Raw genomic sequence first — 18521 nt, forward strand, 5'->3', positions numbered from 1 at the left:
TTATCCGAAAGTAATAACTCCTTTAATTGAGAATGATAATCATTCGTGGTATATTTTATAGTAATGATACATTTAATTATTTGAGGGGGATTCTATTGCAAATATACTGGACGAAAATAAATCAGATTATTGAAGAAACACCCGAGGTGAAAACATATTTGTTAGATTGCCCGGAAGGCGTTACATGGGAAGAAGGCGCCCATATCCACTTGGCATTGGAAGGCTTTAATGCTGGGGATAAACCGAATCGCAGTCTAATCCGCCATATGTCAATTTCCACTTTACCGTACGAAAATACAATCGGCATCACAACACGCATCAGAGAAAAATGTTCCGAGTTTAAATCAACACTACGTAATCACAAAGTCGGTGATGAGGTTGCAGTATTTAAAATTCATTCGAATGTACCACTAAAAAGAGAAGATAAAAATGTGTATCTGCTGTCTTCAGGCGTTGGCCTGGCAACTTTCAGACCGCTTGTACTTGATTATTTCGTAGTGGCTGACAACGTCAATCAAATTCATTCCCTTAACATCGATTCAACGAAGGATTTCTTATTTCCTGATATTTTTAAATCCGCTCCAGACAAAAAGTTCACATCACAGTTTGTCGATAATCGCAAAGACTACTATGAAGAAGTGAAAAATCTTGCCGCTGACAAGGATGGACTCTTCTATATCGTCGGAAGTGACGAATTTCTCATGCAGAACATTGATGTGTTGCGTGAGCAGGGCATCAAGCCGGAACAGATTATGCTTGATAAGCGTGAAAAACAACTTCCTGAGTTTCTATCGTTCGAATTGTCGATTTAAGTGGAACTATATTAATTAAATACTTGATTAACAAGCGCATTTCCAAAACGTGGATTTGCGCTTTTTCAATTTTAGTTGAAGGATTGTTGCTATTAATTTGGGCAAAATAAGAATTAATTCTCTTTCTGGAGGGATTAATTTGAGAATGCGCATTTTAATACTACTCACTCTCCTCTATTTTCATTTTTCGTCAAACGCAAGTGCAGAAGCCTCATTAACAGCTGCTTTTGTCCGTGATCATCAGTTATGGATTAAAGAGGACGGGCAAGAAATACAACTTACAAAGGATCGTTATGTATATGCTCCGAAGTGGTCATATGACAGTCGTTTCATCGGGTATATTGATGGTGATGAAAAGGGGGAGAAGTCGGATTTATTCATTTACGACATGAAGGAAAAAGAAAGCTACCAGAACTATGTTAATTCCGTCACGTCAGACTTTAAATGGGCTCCGGATAAGAATCAGATTGCTTACACGGATCACGGTCTATTAAAGGTGACAAAAATGAAGAATGGCCGACCGTATGGATTTGAAAATGTCTCATTAGGCGTTAGTGGCTTTGAATGGTTTCCGAACGGAGAAGAATTTATTGTATCCTCTTCGTCAAACCTGCTCCCTACTGGTTGGAGTCCTATTCCGCTTTATAGAATTCCGGTAAATGCAAATCTTGATAAAGATAAAATGAAACCTTTTTATACAATTCAAACTGAAATTCCTGACTTGTTTGGAGTTGATGCTGATTATTTCAAGTGGAGTTATGACGGAAAGTGGGTTAGCTTTTTAGTCATTCCTACCGCTTCTTGGTCCATGGATAGCAATACATTAAGTGTTTTATCATCACAAGGAAAACACTTTCAAGCCGTGGGGAAAATGTTAGGGTTTAAAGACTGGTTTAAGTGGGCTCCTTCCGCCAATCAATTAGCTTATATCTCAGGGGAAGGAAGGTTTTTTGTCGAAAACAAGAAAACGACAATTGCCGAAATACCGGTATTTAAACAACAAAAAGAATACACACCCAAGGGATTTGTAGACCTTGACCTTGAGTGGTACTCCAAGGATTTGGTAATTGTGGCTCGTGCGTTAGAGAACTTGGATTGGAAAGAAGGACCAGTTCCGACTATGTTTACATCACTTTACAGCATAAACATTAGAACAGGAGAGCAACAACAAATCTCATTTCCAGGGAAGAATGAACTTGACGAAAATCCTCAAGTTGTCGGATTGTACATTACTTGGTTTCGCAGGACTGCCGGACAAAGTAAAGGTGATGTATGGGTAAAAAATACGTTAAATGGTGAAGAGTTTATATGGCTTGAGAATGTGAATTATGCCACAACGTTTTTTACATCAAAGCAAAATCCTTAAGGATTCAAAGTTGATCGCCCGGCGGGAGGTTTATCACCGACTTGCGGACATTTACCACCGACTCGCCCGAGTTTACCACCAACTTTCGGTCTGTTACCACCGACTCAGGACACTTCACCACCGACTTCATTTAATTCATGATTTCTGACGAATTCTTTCAAGCTTGATTCATCGAAATAGGCGAATCTCCTTGATGGGAAGTTCGCCTATCTTAATCCATAACATTAATGAACGAATTCGGATCACTCATTTTCAGTTTGACAAAGTTCTTTTTCCACTTTGCGATATAATGCTTATCCCCGATCATAAATGAGTTTTCGGTTGTTGCTTGAAATTCATCTGATAGCTCGTAGATCGCCTCCTTGAAAACGACTTTATTCCCGACATAAAAATCAATGTCATATACCTTTTCGCCAAGATTCCCCTTATACTTCTTTTTATTTTGGCGGTCACTGATCAGCACGAACGGGAACAGGTTATCTTTGAAGGATTCCAACATTTCTTTATCGTTATTGTTAATTTCAATCTTACGGCTATCCTCTATTAGAATTTGTATTTTATCGACACGGGAATAGTCGCCAAGCACAGCACCAAGCTTCGCAAGCTCTTGGTCTTTCGTAAGCTGGTAGACAGTTAATAGAAATACAATGACAATACCAATTGTCGAGATCGTTTTTTTATTCATACACAGTCCCCCTCGCCAGATTACTTCGACGTATCTTCATCCAATACCTGCCGTACAATATAATAGAGGGGTACTCTTCACTGTTGAATCAGCCATTTTACGGCTTCCAATAAATTTTCAGCGATATAATCCGGCTCAATTTCAGCCCACTTATGTCGATATTGTGTTAAAGAACCTTCACCCCATCCAGTCAGAACAAGAATTTTCGTCGCACCGACTGAATGTGCCGCTAACATATCTGTCGACCCGACATCACCGATAAAAGCCGTTTTCGTTAAATCTAATCCATGTTTTTCCGCTGCCTCCCGAAGCATTCCCAGGCTTGGTTTGCGGCATTCGCATCCTTCCGTGGAGCCGTGAGGGCATATGAAGGCGTCGTCAAAACCAAATGCCTCGAATTCATCAAGAAAGTCCTCAATGCTTGCCTGCCCTTTGCTGATCCTGTGCTGATTTGTACAGGCGAAGGTCTTAATTCCGTTTTCTTTCAACAGATCAAGAGCTTCTTTGCTAAAAGGATAGGGAGTGAAATTTTTCGGATGAATGAAATGGCCAGTTCCTCCGATTGTTCCATCTCGGTCGATAAAAACTGCTTGTAAATCTTCCAATTGATTCTCCCCTTCCCTAAGTGGAATTATTCTATTACATCACTGAACGAATCCGGATCTCTTGACGGTCACCACCGACTCGCACGGGGTTATCACCGACTCTCCCGACTTTATCACCGTTCGTCCATTTACCGGAATCTTTAATCGTTCCAACTTTTCACTTCGACGTTACTTCCTCCAATACCTCCCTCGCAAAATGGTAAAGTGATGTGTGAGGCATGCCGTGCAGGCGGTCAACCGTCGACCTGGCCAGCTTTTCCGCTTGAGTCAAATCACCGAGGCGGTAGCGGCAGATTGCTTCGTAACTGGAGGAAATTACGCGTAGTGCAGTGTCTATGGGACTGAGCTGGACGCGTTCTGGAAGGTTGATTCGATTTTGTTCGAATAACGACAATGCTTCTTCGTACCGTTCCACTCTCGTCAGCACCCTCGCTAACATATTTTTTGCCAAAACTACGAATTCTCCCTTATAGTCTTTTGGATATTTCCCCGATGCCTCGATATCCTGAATGAGCTGCTCGGCATCACGCAAAGCTTTTTCGTAATTTTTCTCAAAAAACTCTTCCCTGGACACTTGTGTCAGCCGATATTCGAATAGAAGCGTTTCCTCTTTGAGCAACTTGGCAAATAAATAGCTTTCTTCCGCATACTCGCGTGCTTTTTCCATCTCCAACCTGTCGTAATGCAGCCATACTTTCATATTGAGCAGCTGATAATAATTTTCCAGCACCATATGGGCACGCGCAAAATCGATTGCCTGGTCGACCATTTCATGTGCTTGCTCATGTTGTCCCAATGCCTCGAATGTAAAGGCTTTAGCGAATAAAAGCTGAATATGCATCGACTTCGTTTCTATGCTGTCCATTACGTTCAATTCTTTTATTCCCCTGTCGAACAAATCGACGGCCGCATAATAATCTGCTCGGTCAAATTCGATTTCCGCCAAGAAGATATAGCACCTGACAACACGCCAATCCATCTGCAACGCCCGATAGCGCTCCATCGCCTTTTCGATGAATAGAGTCCAATCATTTTCGGCGATTTCTTTATAGAGGTCGACTGCAAATAGATAAAGGTAGTACAAAATCCGGGCATAGATTTCATGCATTCTTGCTGCTTCATAGCCCGTTATGTTTTTCCCTACTATTGGACGGAGCAGCTGTTCTGCCTCCACAGCCGGTCGCTGTCCGCTTTGCCCCCACAATTCAAGCGCTCTCTTCATCATCCGCTGCAGCTCTTCCCGCGGCACCTCTTCAACCAATTCAGATACATTGACGCCAAGTTGCCTTGCGATATGCTGCAGCCGCTCGATGGACGGCTGCGTTTTTCCATTTTCAATCAAACTGATCATCCCGCGTGATACATGTTCGTTCGCTACGTCCGAAATTGTCATGTTCTTTGCTGTCCTTATACGTTTTATATTTTCTCCTACATGGGTCAATGGACTTCACCCTTTACCGTTTTTTATTATCCTAATCATATCATTGTTTAATAATCAAAACAATTTTGTTTAATATATTGAATTAAATTAAATTGCGTGTTATGTTTAATATATTAAACAAAAGGGGTTGGGAGATTTGATTAAGAGAAATATGTCACTGATTGTGACGAACCAGTTTTTAACCAATTTGGCTGACAGTATTTTCACCATTTCCATCATGTGGTATATGTATGACATTACACAGTCGCCGCTTTCTTCGGCACTTGTGACTGCTGTCGGTGCATTGACAGCGGTTTTCATCGCGCCGCTCATCGGGGTGATTGTTGATCGCAAAGAACCGAAGGGCTCCATGCAGATCGGTTATGCCGTGATGACGGCGATTGGTGTATTACTTACAGTTGCTTATTTGTTTTGGCTCGATTGGGTCGCTTTTGCGATTTACGCTGCCCTTATACTTCATAATATTTGCATGACGTTCATCGGCCCAGCGAAAAACAAGCTTTTACCGCGGATTGTTGGTGTGGAGCGAATTGTCAAAGTGAATGGTTATATATCTTCCACAAGTAAGACATCTTATTTGATTGGCCAAGGAATCAGCGGCGTATTGATTACCATCATGGGTTTTGTCGGCGTTATGCTGCTTCATTCTGGGGTGTATATCATCGCGAGCATTTTATTGATTTTCGTAATAAATGTTTCGTTAGCGCGTGATGAAGAGGAATCAGAAGCCGCGTCTACGAAAAAGCCATCCATGTTTTCCGAATTCAAAGAGGGATGGGCTGTCTTGCGAAATAACCGTCCTATCTTGAAGTTGTCAATCTTGGCTTCTTTAATGAACGCGACAACGATTGCAGGGGCTTTGATGGTCGTCTTGGTTACCGATCAATATGGAGGGAATGCATTTCAATTCGGTTTGTTCGGCGCATTTGCCGCTATAGGGGGAATATTGATTGGGCTCGTTGCGGATAAAGTAACCTCATTCGCGAAGCCATACATCGTCTTGTTCATTTCCTTAGCGGGTGCGGGAGCTGCGTTTATGTTTATGGGCGTTACATCAGGCCTTTACGTGGGCATTGTTCTATATGTGGCGATGAATACACTCATGACGGTATATGGCGTTTTATATAGCTCTTTACTTATTGTGTTAGTAGAAGATAAATATAGGGGACGGGTCTATACGTTGAATGGCGCAATCGCCACTTTTCTCATGCCTGGGTTCGCCATAGCGGGTGGGATTATCGCTGAGTGGGGCATACCCGTCAACCAATTATGGGTTGGCGCTGGTATTTGGGTGCTACTCCTTTCCCTTTTCTTCTTGCTTGACCCTGATATTCGAGAGATTCATAAGGTTTCTGGGAAAAAGGCTAAGACAGGGGATGTGGCTACTGCGGGGGATTGATTAATGGTGTGTTGTGCAGCGATGATGGTTTGGTTATCACCGCTTGGCATGGATTTATCACCACTCAGCAGCACTTTATCACCGCTTAGGCGAGAGTTATCACCACTTAAGTCTTTTACCACCGGTGCAATACTTTTCCACCGACACCACCATTTATCCATGCAAAAACGCTGATTTCCCTAAAAAGGAATCAGCGCTTGTATTAAACCAATATCACCCAAAGAATTGTTGTCACAACACTTGTCGTAAGCCCTTGAAGCAATGTCACCACTGTTTGAGCTTTGTATGTGTCAGTTATTTTCATTACACTGAATTCGTTTTAAACTCACGTAGTGTTCAATATATTAAACAAAGGGGGTTGGGAGAATTGATTAAGAGGAATATGTCTTTGATTGTAACGAATCAATTTTTGACAAAGTTGGCAGACAGCATTTTCACCATTTCAATCATGTGGTATATGTACGAAATTACAGGATCTCCGCTTTCTTCAGCGCTTATTACAGCTGTTGGATCATTGAGCAGTGTCTTTATTGCTCCAATCATCGGGGTGTTGGTCGACAGGAGTGAACCGAAATCCTCCATGCAAATCGGTTATTTGGCAATGATAATCGTAGGCGTGTTTTTGTCGCTAGCCTATCTGTTTTGGTTGGACGGGGTTGCTTTTGCAATTTACGCGGCACTTATCATCCATGATATTTGCATGACGTTCATTGGACCGGCTAAAAATAAATTGTTGCCACGGATTGTCGGTGTCAATCGAATTGTGAAAGTGAATGGGTATATTACATCCACAAGTAGTACAGCAAGTCTGATCGGGCAGGCGATTAGTGGCGTATTGATTACAATCATGGGGTTTGTCGGTGTGATGCTATTCCATTCAGGAGTGTATATCGTTGCGAGTATCCTATTGATATTTGTCATTAATGTTGCTGCGCCGCGGGTGAATGAGGAGCAAGGCGATACACCTAAGAGGAAGACGTCTATGTTCAGTGAAATGAAAGAGGGATGGGCCGTTTTGCTGAGAAATCGGGCTCTATTCAAATTGACTATATTAGCATCTGCAATGAATGCGACAACGATTGCTGGTGCATTGGCGGTCGTCTTGATAACTGATCATTATGGGGGAAGCGCTTTTCAGTTTGGGTTGTTCGGAGCCTTTGCGGCGGTCAGTAGCATTTTGGTCGGACTGGTAGCCGATAAGGCAACATCCTTTGCAAGACCTGCTATCGTCATGTTTTCGACAATGTCTGTCAGTGCGATTGCCTTTTTATCCATGGGTCTAACAACCGCATTGTATTTAGGCATTCTCTTCTTCGTCATTATGAATACCCTCATGACGGTGTTTGGTATTCTATGGAGCTCATTGCTCATCGTTTTAGTGGAAGACAAATTCCGCGGAAGGGTCTTCACTTTAAATGGGGCAATTTCATCGTTCCTTATGCCTGGATTCGCAATTGCAGGGGGAATCATCGCGGAATGGGGGATACCCGTCAATCAATTATTTGTTGGTGCTGGTATTTGGGTGCTACTTCTATCATTCTTTTTATTGGTTGACCCAGATATTCGTGGGATTCGGAAGGTTTCAGGGAAAATGGCTGGCTCAGGGGATACAACTGTTGCAGTGGAATGAAAAATGGCTACCTTGGTAGGTGTGTAAATTGGTTATCACCGCTTAGCATGGGTTTATCACCGCTTAAAGTGAGTTTATCACCGCTCAGCGGCACTTTATCACCGCTCAGCGGCACTTTATCACCGCTTAGACAGCGTTTATCACCACTCAGCCATTTTAAAAGTGAAAAACGCTGATTCCCCAAAGGAATCAGCTCACTTTTTAAACCAATATCATCCAAAGAATCATCGTGACAACAATCGTCGTGACCCCTTGTAGTAATGTCGCCATTGTCTGTGCTTTGTAGGCGTCCGTCACTTTCATTCCACTGAACTCAGTGACGACCCAGAAGAAGCTATCGTTCACGTGGCTCACTGTCATTGCACCTGCTCCGACTGCCATGACTACAAGTGCCATTGGAATAGCTCCTTCAACTCCCATGGCTGGAAGAAGCGGTGCAACCAATGTGGAAGTGATGACCAAAGCTGCAGTTGACGAACCTTGTGCTGTTTTCAATGCAGCTGCGATGAAGAACGGAACAAGAAGGAAGAATGCTCCACCTGCTAATGCATCGAAGTTCATTCCGCCAATCAAATCCGCTACACCCGAATTCGAGATGACTTTCCCGAACGCGCCACCTGCACCAGTGATAAGCAAAATTGGTGCCGCTTCTTTCAGACCTTCCCCAATCCACTTCGTTAATGTCTCTTCATTCAATTTAGGTAGAAGTAGGAATGCCGCGAGGACACCAAATAACAAGGCAACTGTAGGTGACCCTAAGAATTGTAGGAAGTTCCTAAAACCGCCTTCTGCCATTGTCAACTTCGCGACTGAGCCGATACCGATCAAGACGATAGGCAAAACAATCGGTAGGAATGCTTTGAACGTTGAAGGCATTTTGCCAAATGACTTAACGATTTCGTCATAATCAAGGCCAATATCTTCCGTATCTTCCGGCACCGAAATTTTCGTTCCGACTCTCACTGCCCATAAATAACCGACAACAACCGCTGGGATTGCGACGATTAGACCGATGAGAATAATAGTACCCAAGTAACCTTCCGCGCCGATATTACCAGCCGCGGCAATCGGACCTGGTGTCGGCGGTACTAATGTATGGGTTGCATATAATCCTGTCGCAAGTGCAACAGCCATTGAGGCAATTGCAACTTTCGCACGTTTCGCCAATGCTTTTTTCAAGCTGGATAGAATAATAAAACCTGAATCACAGAAAACCGGAATCGATACGATATATCCTATAATGGACATCGCCAATTGAGGACGTTTCTCCCCAATCAGACGCAACACGACTTCCGCCATCCTGAACGCGGCACCAGATTTCTCTAAAATGACTCCGATGATCGTACCCGCAACAATGACGAGCCCGATTCCCTTCATTAATCCTCCAAAGCCTTCGTTCACATTATCAACGACAGTCAATAATGGCATGCCAGTCGTGATTCCGACAAAAAACGCACCAGCTAATAATGATAAAAACGGATGAACCTTGAATACTGCTGTAAGCACTACAATCAGAACAACACTTAAAACAATCATTGTAACTAACATTCCCTACACCCCTTTTTCCGTAATGAATTCCATTACTTTTTTTGTTTTCTTGCGCAAATGGTCGCGAGCATTCTCAATTGCATCTTCCGCGGATATATTTTCATCCATGAGTGCATGAACTTGCGTAAACAACGGTGTCAATGCATCGCGACTTTCTTCATCCACAGCCCCCGAAATAAGAATTACGGGCAACGCTATCCGATGCGCCACTTTTGCAATACCGAATGGTGTTTTACCAGAAAACGTCTGCAAATCGGTTTTGCCTTCGCCGGTGATAATCAGATCTGCATCTTTCACATGTTGATCAAAATCAATTGCTTCGAGCACAACTTCGATTCCTTGCCGCATTTCGCAGTTGAAGAATGCTTGGAACGCACCTCCCGCTCCTCCTGCAGCTCCTGCCCCTTCCTTCGAATGAAGCGCAATCCCAGTTTCTCTTTCAATCGCATCCGCAAATTTGTGTAAGTTACGATCAAGTTCTTCCACATCCACCGGAGTTGCCCCCTTCTGCGGTCCGAAAACTGCCGATGCACCAACATGTCCGACAAATGGGTTTTTCACATCACTTGCGACCAAAAACTTACTATGTGCAATGCGTTCATCCCATTTCACACTGTCTATTGAGCAAATATGCTCGAGTCCGCCTCCCCCTTTCGGCAGTTCAATCCCTTCTTTATTTAAAAAACGCAAACCAAGTGCTTGGAGGATTCCTGCCCCTCCGTCATTCGTTGCGCTTCCACCAAGACCGATGATGAATTTCCGATAACCGTTGTTTAATGCGTGGAGTATTAGTTCACCAGTGCCGAAAGAAGATGCGATAAACGGATTTTTTTCATTTTCCTTCAGTCTCATAATTCCTGAAGCCTCCGCGATTTCAATCGCACATGTCTCGCCGTCCCCAAGTACACCATATGACGCTTGAATAGGTCTCCCAAGGGGGTCTTCAACTGTTACGGACACATATCTCCCATTTGTCGCATCAACCAAACTTCTCATCGTACCTTCTCCACCATCAGCTGCCGGCAACAGAACCGTCCTAATATCCGGATTGACGTCTCTTATACCTGCAGCCATCGCCTCAGCAGCTTCAATAGCTGATAAACTCCCTTTGAATGAATCGGGTGCCAAAATCACCTTCATGGGAAGCACCTCCAAGTTAGAAATAAAACGCTTACATATAATTATATGTTTCGAAAACAATTATACATTATAATTAATGTATAAATTTCGTGTTATAATACAGGTGCTTTTTGTACAAGGAGTTGAGGTTTTGATTACTAAGAAATTAGCGGAGGAAATCGTGGAACAAACGATGGTCCGATTGAAATGGAATTTGAATGTAATGGATACAAATGGAATGATATTGGCTTCGGGGGAAAAAGAACGCATTGATCGAATCCACGAAGGGGCCGCGCATGTTGTTAAGACTAGGCAGACACTTTGGATCACTGATGAGAATACCGCAGACTGGCATGGGACAAAGCCAGGCGTGAACATGCCCATTTATTATAAGGACAAACTAATCGGCGTCATAGGAGTAACCGGCGACCCTGAAGAATTAAAGGACATTGCGACACTCGTCCAATTGGCGACTGAGATGATGGTCCACCAGGCAATGATTACATCAGAGTCCGAATGGAAACGGAAGATAAAAGAACTCGTTTTTGAGGAGTTAGTCGATAGTGGCCCACTTTCACGGATTGTCATCGACAGACTTTCCTTATTGGAATTCAACATGACAGGCCCTTATTTGACGTTGTTAGTGCAAACGAAAAATCTGCCTGCATCCCCTCAGCGATTGATCGAAACGATGGAAGAGCAGTTCGATAAGAATACGGCTTTGATTGGCCTATCTAAATTGCATGAGTTGTTCATCGTTTTGTCCGATGTGAATTTGTCCATCCTTGAAAGGAAACTGCAAAAAATCCATACCTTATTCCAAAAGGATTCCACTGTTCGAATTGGGGTCGGTTTGCCTGTTGAAAACCTCGAAGGTATCGTCCATTCATATGAAACGGCGAAGTCCGCAATACACTATGGACATTCGGGGGTTACGATCAATTACTATGACGACATCGAACTCACTGCCTTGTTGAAAAGCTCATCTCCAAAGTTGATTGAACGCTTTGCCGGGCGGATTTTAGAAGGATTGAGTGAGCAGCTTATTGAAACGTTGGAAGCATTTTTCGAACATGACCAAGCGATTGGCGAAACAGCTGAAGCTTTGGATATCCATCGTCACACACTGACATATCGGTTGAAGAAAGTTAAGGAGCTGACCTCATTTGACCCGACACGGTTCAGGGATGCGGTCTTGTTTCGAATTGCGTTGTTAGTGAGAGGTTCGTGAGGGGGAGACACCGAGTCTTGAGGCGTTATCACCACTTAAAACAGGTTTATCACCACTAAGGCTGGCTTTATCACCACTTAACGCAGGTTTATCACCACTCGCGCGGACTTTATCACCACTTGGCCAATTTTTACTGCTAAAAATGGACTTTTTCTTGTCAATTGAGGGGTTACCACCGACTCTCGGCTTCAGCTCATTTTTGGGAAGTGAAAAATCCCCGTCGATTAACTTAATCGACGAGGATTTCATTTAACGATCTGTTCCATAACAACTAAAAACACACCCGTGAGAAAAAGTGCAACATAACCGATGCAAATTTTCGGGAAGGGAATTTTTTCTCCCGAAGCGCATGATTTGCAAAAGAATTTCAAACCAAATTATCCTTTCAAAGCCTCTTGAACTGCTTCAGGGTTGAAGCCCAAAATCCATTTGCCGTTCAGCTTTGTTTGAGGAACTCCCCTTTGGCCTGTTTCCTCGACAAGCTTTTGCCTTTCTTCTTCTGTTGTCAAAAGCACTTCTTCAAATTCGATATTTTGCTCCGTCAAATAGTTCTTCATCATTGTGCAATATGGGCACGTAGTTGTTGAATAAACCGTTGCTACATTTGTCATTTTGTTTCCACTCCTTTTTTATATGTATAACTTTAAGTATACCTCAATCCAAACGAACAAAATAGTCCGAAATTTTGAAAGGTATGGTATCGTGGAATGTAATTATTATGGAGGTGTTTATAATGAAAGTGATTCCAATCGGCATTTGGGGTGGTTACCCGAAGGCGAATAGCGCAACGTCTTCATTTTTAATCGAACATGACGGGTTTCATTGCCTCGTGGATTGCGGTAGCGGGGTACTAGCTTCATTGCAAAATTATATCCCACTTGAGAAGTTGGATGCGGTCGTAATTAGTCATTATCATGCGGATCATATTGCGGATATCGGGAGCTTGCAATTTAGCCGGATCATCAACTACTATCTTGGGAAACCTGCTCCACCACTTCCCATTTATGGTCATGACCAAGATGTGGAGAATTTCGCCAAACTGTCCTACAAAGAGCAGACGGTCGGCGTTCCAATCCAGGAAACTGATGTCCTACATATTGGCCCTTTTGAAGTTTCTTTTTGTGAAACGACGCATCCTGTCTACTGCTTGGCTATGAAATTCACTGTGGATGGTCGTTCGGTCACTATGACTGCGGATACAGAGTGGCGAGATGAACTTGTCGAATTTGCACGAGACACCGATTTGTTGATTAGCGAAGCGAATTTATACGAAGAGCATCTTGGCAAATCCCCTGGACATATGGCGGGGAGCGAAGCGGGCAGGTTAGCTAAGATGGCGGGAGTGAAAAATTTGTTGCTGACGCATCTGCCTTTGCATGGTGATCCAACGGAGATTTTACATGCAGCTTCTAATGTGTATGAGGGCCCGGCTGAATTGGCGGTTGTCGGGAAGGTGTATGAAGTCTAATCGAATAAGGTTATGCGTGAGTCTCAGGGACTTATGCGTAATTTAGGCAATTTTTGCGTGAGTATTGAGTATTATGCGTGAATCAAGCAATTTATGCGTAAGTTCGAAGGATTATGCGTGAGTTTATCAAGTTATGCGTTTTTTGAATATCTATGAAGCGAACAATACAAAAAGCGGACAGTTTGGCAGCTGTCCGCTCTGTTTTTATAATTATTGACGAAATAAATTACCTCAGCCTTCGTCCATTTCGAATGAAAGGATGACACCTGAATAGGCATGGATTTCCAAGTCGTACTCGGTATTGCCGTCCCGCATTTCGATTTCATATTTATAGTCGTCCAATTCAAAGTCTGTGACCTCACCGCTAGCATGTTGTTTTGCGATGGCCAACACTTGTTCTTTCGACAATTTACCCTTTTTCCTATCTTGTTCGCTGACTGATGTGACGTCTTGTTTTTCACCGGTTTGGACATGATTTTCATCATCATCGTACTCTTTTTCAAACTTGATGATTTCACCCGTGACAGCATCCACTTCCACGTCATACTCAAATTTGTCGTCTTGAAGCTCGATATCATAGTAGTAGCGATTATCATCTTTTTCAAGCTCAACATCCGTTATAATGCCATCAACCTTCTGCAACGCAACCTCTTTCGCTTTTTTCAATGTTATCAATTGATTTTTGGCAGCCTCCGTACTTGAGACCGAATCGTTCGCCAATGCGACACCACCGATAGCTAAAACTCCAGCCAATGCAGGAACCAACATCCATTTTTTCATCTTCTGTTCTCCTCCTTTTTCTTCTTATCTTCATAGTACTCCGTGAAAATTAGAGTATCTTGAGAGGAACATTAGAAATTGATGAGAATGGTCAATTGAAAAATCAGTCATCCCACGTGACAGTCAGCACTTTACCGGATATCGCATGGATTTGATACGTGACTTCGTCCAAGTCATCTTCAGTATCAATGTTGATTTGGACTAAATAGTACCCACCATCTGTCGTTTTGACGAAATCGATATCATCCACTTCACCGCTCATTCCTAATGGCAATTGCGACATCCCGATGTGTGCCGCTTGTTTTTCTGAAATAAGCACTGTTTTTTTCTCGTTCGCAGGAGTGGACGGTTTTTCTTCGGGTGTTTGCTCATCATTTACGACGAGATCAGATTGGGTTGTTTCTTTCGTTTGAATGAGCGAAAGAACCTTCCCTGTATCCGCTTCAACCTTCACCGCATATTCCGAGCCGTCCCTCACTATTTTCGCATGATAGAGTGAGCCATCTAAAACAATCTTACTTACGGCTCCTTTATAAATCGTCTCTAATTGTGATTGTATCTCCTGTTTCGTTAAGGTTTCTGCTTTCGTAAGCTTGCCTGACGTATATAGCTGGCCAGCAATAACAATGGCAATCGTCAAAACGATTGGAATGAACCAAGGCTTTTTCCATATATCCATGCAAAAAATCCTCCTTTCCATCATTTTAACAAGCTAACATTAAAAATCCCTGAGAGTCTTCCCCTTTTTCGGTATGAAAAACCGGGCTACAGTGCCCTTGTCAACGACACTATCGATTGTCAATGTTGCACCTAACCCATCCGCAATCTCCTTCGCAATGGAAAGACCCAAACCGGTGCCGCCCGTCTTCCGGCTTCTATCGGAATCAACGCGATAAAACCGATCAAATATATGCGGTAGATCCACATGAGGAATTCCTTTACCATAATCCTTTATCGATACTTCCACATCATTTTCCCGCTCATAAATGGATGCGATAATCTCCTGCTCACTATATTTCCTCGCATTATCAAGAAGAATGAATAACAATTGCTTCACGAACTTTCCGTCCGTTTCAACAATCAATTTGCGATCGGCTTCGATAATGATTTCCCTGCCATACGCTTGGCGTAATGGCTTCACGACGCCCTCAAGTAATTGATTCAAATTGACTTCTGTAAATTCAACTGTTTGTGCTTCGCCGCTTTTCGCCAAATCAAGCATTTGCTCGATCATATCCTTCATTCTTCCGGTTTCCGATATGACGGCAGTCAATGCTTCATCCACCACTTCACGATTATCAAATCCTCGTCTTGCCAATAACCTTGTATAGCTTTCGATTACTGTCAACGGCGTTTTTAATTCGTGGGAGGCATTCGAAACAAACTGCTCCTGTTTCCTGAAATTCTGTTCAAGCTGCTCCATCATTTCATTGAACATCCGTTCCATTTGTGCAAGCTCATCTTTCCCATTCACATTGCCGGTCATTTTTTCATACGCTCCGGACTGCCTGTTAAGATTCATTGCTGAAATAAGCTTTTCAATTGGCTGTGTGACAATTTTCCCTAATGTCATACTGGAAAAAATGATTGGAACCATTGCAAATATCGTCACGCCGATCAGTACATATTTCAGCACCCTCTTATTAGCCTCGACGTCTGTCAGCAACTGCGTCATTTGCAACGTGACGACTTCCCCTGTCGGCCAGATGATCGGCACAGAAATGGATAATGATTCAACCCCATTCATTGATCCGATCAGGTATGATTGTTCGGGCTTTATTTGGTCATTGATCTTACCCAACCCTTCGACAGATTGGACATTGATAAGCGATTTGTTTTTACTGTCGACAATTGAAACAGCCCCATTGGCAGGAACGAACGCACGCAATAGAATACCAGCATCCATCTCCGTCTCCAAATCGCTCAATGCCGCAGTCAATTCCTTTGAACGGCCAACCAATTGCTGGTATTCAGTATCGTGAGACATCCTTTCGAACAGGAAATATATGACGAGATTCGCCAATATGAGAATAATGAACATTAACAATGTAGAAAACACGTGGATTTTTTGTTTTAATTTCATGAAGCAATTTCCTTCAAGGCATAGCCGACGCCACGCACGGTTTGAATAAGAGACGGCTCATCAGGGCGGTCAATTTTTTTTCGCACATAACGGATATAGACATCCACCACATTGGTATCGCCGAAATAGTCATATCCCCATACAGCGTCAAGCAGCTGCTCACGCGATAGGACTTGATTCGGATGGCGGATCAGGTGAAGCAAGAGGTCGTATTCCCTTGGCGTTAAATCAATCAAGTTCCCATCGCGCTTCACTTCTCGCGACTGTTCATGAACGGATAAATCTCCGAATACATGGAGGAACTCATCTTTGACAGCCATTTTCTTCTTGGTTGTCCGAATAGCCGACCGGATACGTGCAAGCAGTTCATCAATCTCGAAGGGCTTTGTCACATAATCATTCGCCCCTAGGTCAAGGCCAGTCACCTTATCTTCTACGTCGCTTTTCGCAGTCAATAAAATAACAGGCGTACCGCATTCCGTCGCTCTAATCCTTCTTAGCACATCCAAGCCGTTCATCCCCGGTAGCATTAGGTCGAGCAATACAAGATCCCAATCCTTTTCTCGGAATTTGATAAGGCCATCCGTACCTGTATGGGCAGTGTCGACTGAATATCCTTCAAACTCGAGCTCCAATTGCAAGACACGTGCGATTAATTCCTCATCCTCAACAATTAAAATATGCTCACCCAAGCACAACACCGCCTTTTTTCCTCATTCTATCAGATGTTCCAAAGACACGACTATTGATATGAAAAAAACGATCCCTTATATAGGATCGTTTAAATTCACTATAAAAATACGATTGCTGCAAGAACGATTGCCAAAAAGATTCTGTATAAAGCGAATGGAACAAGCTTCACTTTCGAAATTAATTTCAAGAAGAAGCGGATTGAAATGAGCGAGAATACGAATGCGCTTATAAATCCAACTACGTAGAATGAAATATAATCCATCGACATGTATTCCCAGTTTTTCAACACAGACACTAAACTTGCCCCCGCCATGATTGGAACTGCCATTATGAACGTGAAGTCCGCCGCTGTTCTATGATTCATGCCGAATAGGACACCACCGGAAATCGTTGCACCTGATCGTGAAAAACCTGGCCATAACGACAAGCATTGGACGAGGCCAACAGTGAATGCCTGACGATATGTTATCTGATCCAATGATTGAACTTTTGGCCGTTTCGGACCGAATTTATCCGCTACAAGCATGAGGATAGCTCCCGCGACAAGTGCGAAAATCACCGTTTTCACGCCGAATAAATGGTCGTCAATAAAGTCCTTGAACGCAAAACCTAAAATAACAGCTGGCAGCATGCCGACAATGACATGCAATAGATTAAACCGTTTGGTCATCTTTTTCCCGTCGACTTTATAAAGTCCAACCAAACTGAGCAACCTCTTCCAAAACACAACGACAACGGCTAAAATCGATCCCAATTGAATGACGATTTTAAACGTGTTTGCAGGATATTTGCCAAGAAACTCTTCCGTTTTCAGCCACATATCATCCACGATGATAAGGTGACCTGTCGAGGATACCGGTGCAAACTCCGTCATCCCTTCTACAAAACCAAGTATTAACGCTTTAATCAGATCAAATAATTCCATAAGTTCCTTAAGCCCTCTTTCTGCGGAAGCGGATGTATCCAAGACAAACCACAATACCGCTTGTTGCTAACACCACATAAACGATCATTGAATAGACATCCATATAGTGGATGATTGATTCCCAATTTTCACCGACTTTAAATCCTATTGTAACAAGAATTGCATTCCAAATGAAGCTTCCAATTGTTGTTAGTAAAATAAAAAGAGGAAAATTCATATGCGACATACCTGCCGGTACGGAAATTAGACTGCGCACAAGAGGGACAAGACGGCAGAAAAAAACTGTCCACGGTCCGTATTTATCAAACCATCCCTCTGCCCGCCGCAAATCTTTTTTGCTCAAACGTAGCCAGCGTCCATACTTCTCGACAATCTTCTCCAGTCTTTCCACATCGAGGAACAGCCCGATACTGTAAAGAACCATCGCGCCAACAACCGAACCAATTGTTGCAGCAATGATGACGCCCGTTTTCGTCATTGTTGTATAACCAGTCATAAATCCACTAAATGTCAAAATAATTTCAGATGGTATTGGAGGGAATATATTTTCCAACAGCAATAAAAAGCAGACACCGAAATAACCATGCTCCCCAATATACTCCATTATCCAATTCTCCATGGTACACTTCCTTGTTCAGGCTAATTGTTTCAATTTAACTCCGTCTATCGTGAAACACCTAAAATCAGGACGGCAACTTGCATTCCGAAGTTTCAAACGCTCATAGATTGTACGTCA

Annotated in this window: 19 protein-coding genes; 6 read left to right on the forward strand and 13 right to left on the reverse strand. The window is 43.0% G+C overall.

What is annotated here, in order from left to right:
• Positions 1 to 95 precede the first annotated feature (95 nt).
• Both P5G49_RS01645 and P5G49_RS01650 read left to right on the forward strand, forming a co-directional pair.
• Positions 96 to 812: a dihydropteridine reductase gene (locus tag P5G49_RS01645; protein ID WP_301241722.1), complete on the forward strand. Its 717-nt coding sequence runs from the start codon at positions 96 to 98 to the stop codon at positions 810 to 812.
• Between the two features lie 139 nt (positions 813 to 951).
• On the forward strand, positions 952 to 2178 hold the full coding sequence (locus tag P5G49_RS01650; RefSeq protein ID WP_301241723.1) for an eIF2A family protein: 1227 nt from the start codon (positions 952 to 954) through the stop codon (positions 2176 to 2178).
• Between the two features lie 211 nt (positions 2179 to 2389).
• Here P5G49_RS01650 and P5G49_RS01655 read toward each other — a convergent pair whose 3' ends face one another.
• The 3 genes from P5G49_RS01655 to P5G49_RS01665 form a co-directional block, all read right to left on the reverse strand.
• Complete coding sequence (locus P5G49_RS01655) at positions 2390 to 2863, reverse strand: hypothetical protein (RefSeq protein WP_301241724.1); 474 nt, start codon at positions 2861 to 2863, stop codon at positions 2390 to 2392.
• A 77-nt stretch (positions 2864 to 2940) separates the two neighbouring features.
• Positions 2941 to 3468, reverse strand: coding sequence for an HAD-IIIA family hydrolase (locus P5G49_RS01660; RefSeq protein ID WP_301241725.1), 528 nt, complete (start codon positions 3466 to 3468; stop codon positions 2941 to 2943).
• Between the two features lie 157 nt (positions 3469 to 3625).
• The gene (locus P5G49_RS01665) at positions 3626 to 4909 is read right to left on the reverse strand and encodes a helix-turn-helix domain-containing protein (protein ID WP_301241726.1); all 1284 of its coding nucleotides are present in this window, start codon (positions 4907 to 4909) and stop codon (positions 3626 to 3628) included.
• Positions 4910 to 5045: 136 nt separating this feature from the next.
• Between P5G49_RS01665 and P5G49_RS01670 the strand changes: the two genes are divergently transcribed.
• Complete coding sequence (locus tag P5G49_RS01670) at positions 5046 to 6308, forward strand: MFS transporter (protein WP_301241727.1); 1263 nt, start codon at positions 5046 to 5048, stop codon at positions 6306 to 6308.
• 367 nt (positions 6309 to 6675) lie between these two features.
• Complete coding sequence (locus P5G49_RS01675; RefSeq protein WP_301241728.1) at positions 6676 to 7938, forward strand: MFS transporter; 1263 nt, start codon at positions 6676 to 6678, stop codon at positions 7936 to 7938.
• A gap of 7 nt (positions 7939 to 7945) precedes the next feature.
• On the opposite strand, the gene P5G49_RS01680 is transcribed toward P5G49_RS01675, so the two are convergent.
• Genes P5G49_RS01680 through P5G49_RS01690 form a run of 3 tightly spaced genes read right to left on the reverse strand, consistent with a single transcriptional unit; the run spans position 7946 to position 10626 of the window.
• Positions 7946 to 8158, reverse strand: a complete 213-nt coding sequence (locus tag P5G49_RS01680; RefSeq protein ID WP_301241729.1) for a hypothetical protein — start codon at positions 8156 to 8158, stop codon at positions 7946 to 7948.
• Entirely contained in the window at positions 8140 to 9486 is a 1347-nt protein-coding gene (locus tag P5G49_RS01685; RefSeq protein ID WP_301241730.1) for a GntP family permease, read from the reverse strand. The genes P5G49_RS01680 and P5G49_RS01685 overlap by 19 nt, the downstream gene beginning before the upstream one ends.
• A 3-nt stretch (positions 9487 to 9489) precedes the next feature.
• On the reverse strand, positions 9490 to 10626 hold the full coding sequence (locus P5G49_RS01690) for a glycerate kinase (protein WP_301241731.1): 1137 nt from the start codon (positions 10624 to 10626) through the stop codon (positions 9490 to 9492).
• Between the two features lie 130 nt (positions 10627 to 10756).
• Between P5G49_RS01690 and P5G49_RS01695 the strand changes: the two genes are divergently transcribed.
• A complete protein-coding gene (locus P5G49_RS01695; RefSeq protein WP_301241732.1) occupies positions 10757 to 11836 on the forward strand; it encodes a CdaR family transcriptional regulator in 1080 nt (359 codons plus the stop codon).
• 377 nt (positions 11837 to 12213) lie between these two features.
• Here the strand turns inward: P5G49_RS01695 and P5G49_RS01700 are convergent, their stop codons facing one another.
• A complete protein-coding gene (locus P5G49_RS01700; RefSeq protein WP_301241733.1) occupies positions 12214 to 12447 on the reverse strand; it encodes a glutaredoxin family protein in 234 nt (77 codons plus the stop codon).
• Between the two features lie 122 nt (positions 12448 to 12569).
• On the opposite strand from P5G49_RS01700, the gene P5G49_RS01705 reads away from it, so the two are divergent.
• Positions 12570 to 13304 carry an MBL fold metallo-hydrolase gene (locus tag P5G49_RS01705; protein WP_301241734.1) on the forward strand — a complete coding sequence of 245 codons (735 nt, stop codon included), beginning with the start codon at positions 12570 to 12572 and terminating at the stop codon, positions 13302 to 13304.
• 231 nt (positions 13305 to 13535) lie between these two features.
• On the opposite strand, the gene P5G49_RS01710 is transcribed toward P5G49_RS01705, so the two are convergent.
• From P5G49_RS01710 to P5G49_RS01735, 6 genes are all read right to left on the reverse strand, one after another.
• Positions 13536 to 14084 carry a PepSY domain-containing protein gene (locus P5G49_RS01710; RefSeq protein ID WP_301241735.1) on the reverse strand — a complete coding sequence of 183 codons (549 nt, stop codon included), beginning with the start codon at positions 14082 to 14084 and terminating at the stop codon, positions 13536 to 13538.
• Between the two features lie 103 nt (positions 14085 to 14187).
• The gene (locus P5G49_RS01715; protein WP_301241736.1) at positions 14188 to 14763 is read right to left on the reverse strand and encodes a PepSY domain-containing protein; all 576 of its coding nucleotides are present in this window, start codon (positions 14761 to 14763) and stop codon (positions 14188 to 14190) included.
• Positions 14764 to 14802: 39 nt separating this feature from the next.
• The gene (locus P5G49_RS01720) at positions 14803 to 16167 is read right to left on the reverse strand and encodes a HAMP domain-containing sensor histidine kinase (protein ID WP_301241737.1); all 1365 of its coding nucleotides are present in this window, start codon (positions 16165 to 16167) and stop codon (positions 14803 to 14805) included.
• Positions 16164 to 16859 carry a response regulator transcription factor gene (locus tag P5G49_RS01725; protein ID WP_301241738.1) on the reverse strand — a complete coding sequence of 232 codons (696 nt, stop codon included), beginning with the start codon at positions 16857 to 16859 and terminating at the stop codon, positions 16164 to 16166. The genes P5G49_RS01720 and P5G49_RS01725 overlap by 4 nt, the downstream gene beginning before the upstream one ends.
• Before the next feature lie 98 nt (positions 16860 to 16957).
• On the reverse strand, positions 16958 to 17785 hold the full coding sequence (locus tag P5G49_RS01730) for an undecaprenyl-diphosphate phosphatase (RefSeq protein ID WP_301241739.1): 828 nt from the start codon (positions 17783 to 17785) through the stop codon (positions 16958 to 16960).
• Between the two features lie 7 nt (positions 17786 to 17792).
• Positions 17793 to 18404 carry a DedA family protein gene (locus P5G49_RS01735; protein WP_301241740.1) on the reverse strand — a complete coding sequence of 204 codons (612 nt, stop codon included), beginning with the start codon at positions 18402 to 18404 and terminating at the stop codon, positions 17793 to 17795.
• Positions 18405 to 18521: the final 117 nt, after the last annotated feature.

Source organism: Sporosarcina highlanderae (assembly GCF_030433715.1).
GTDB lineage: Bacteria > Bacillota > Bacilli > Bacillales_A > Planococcaceae > Sporosarcina > Sporosarcina highlanderae.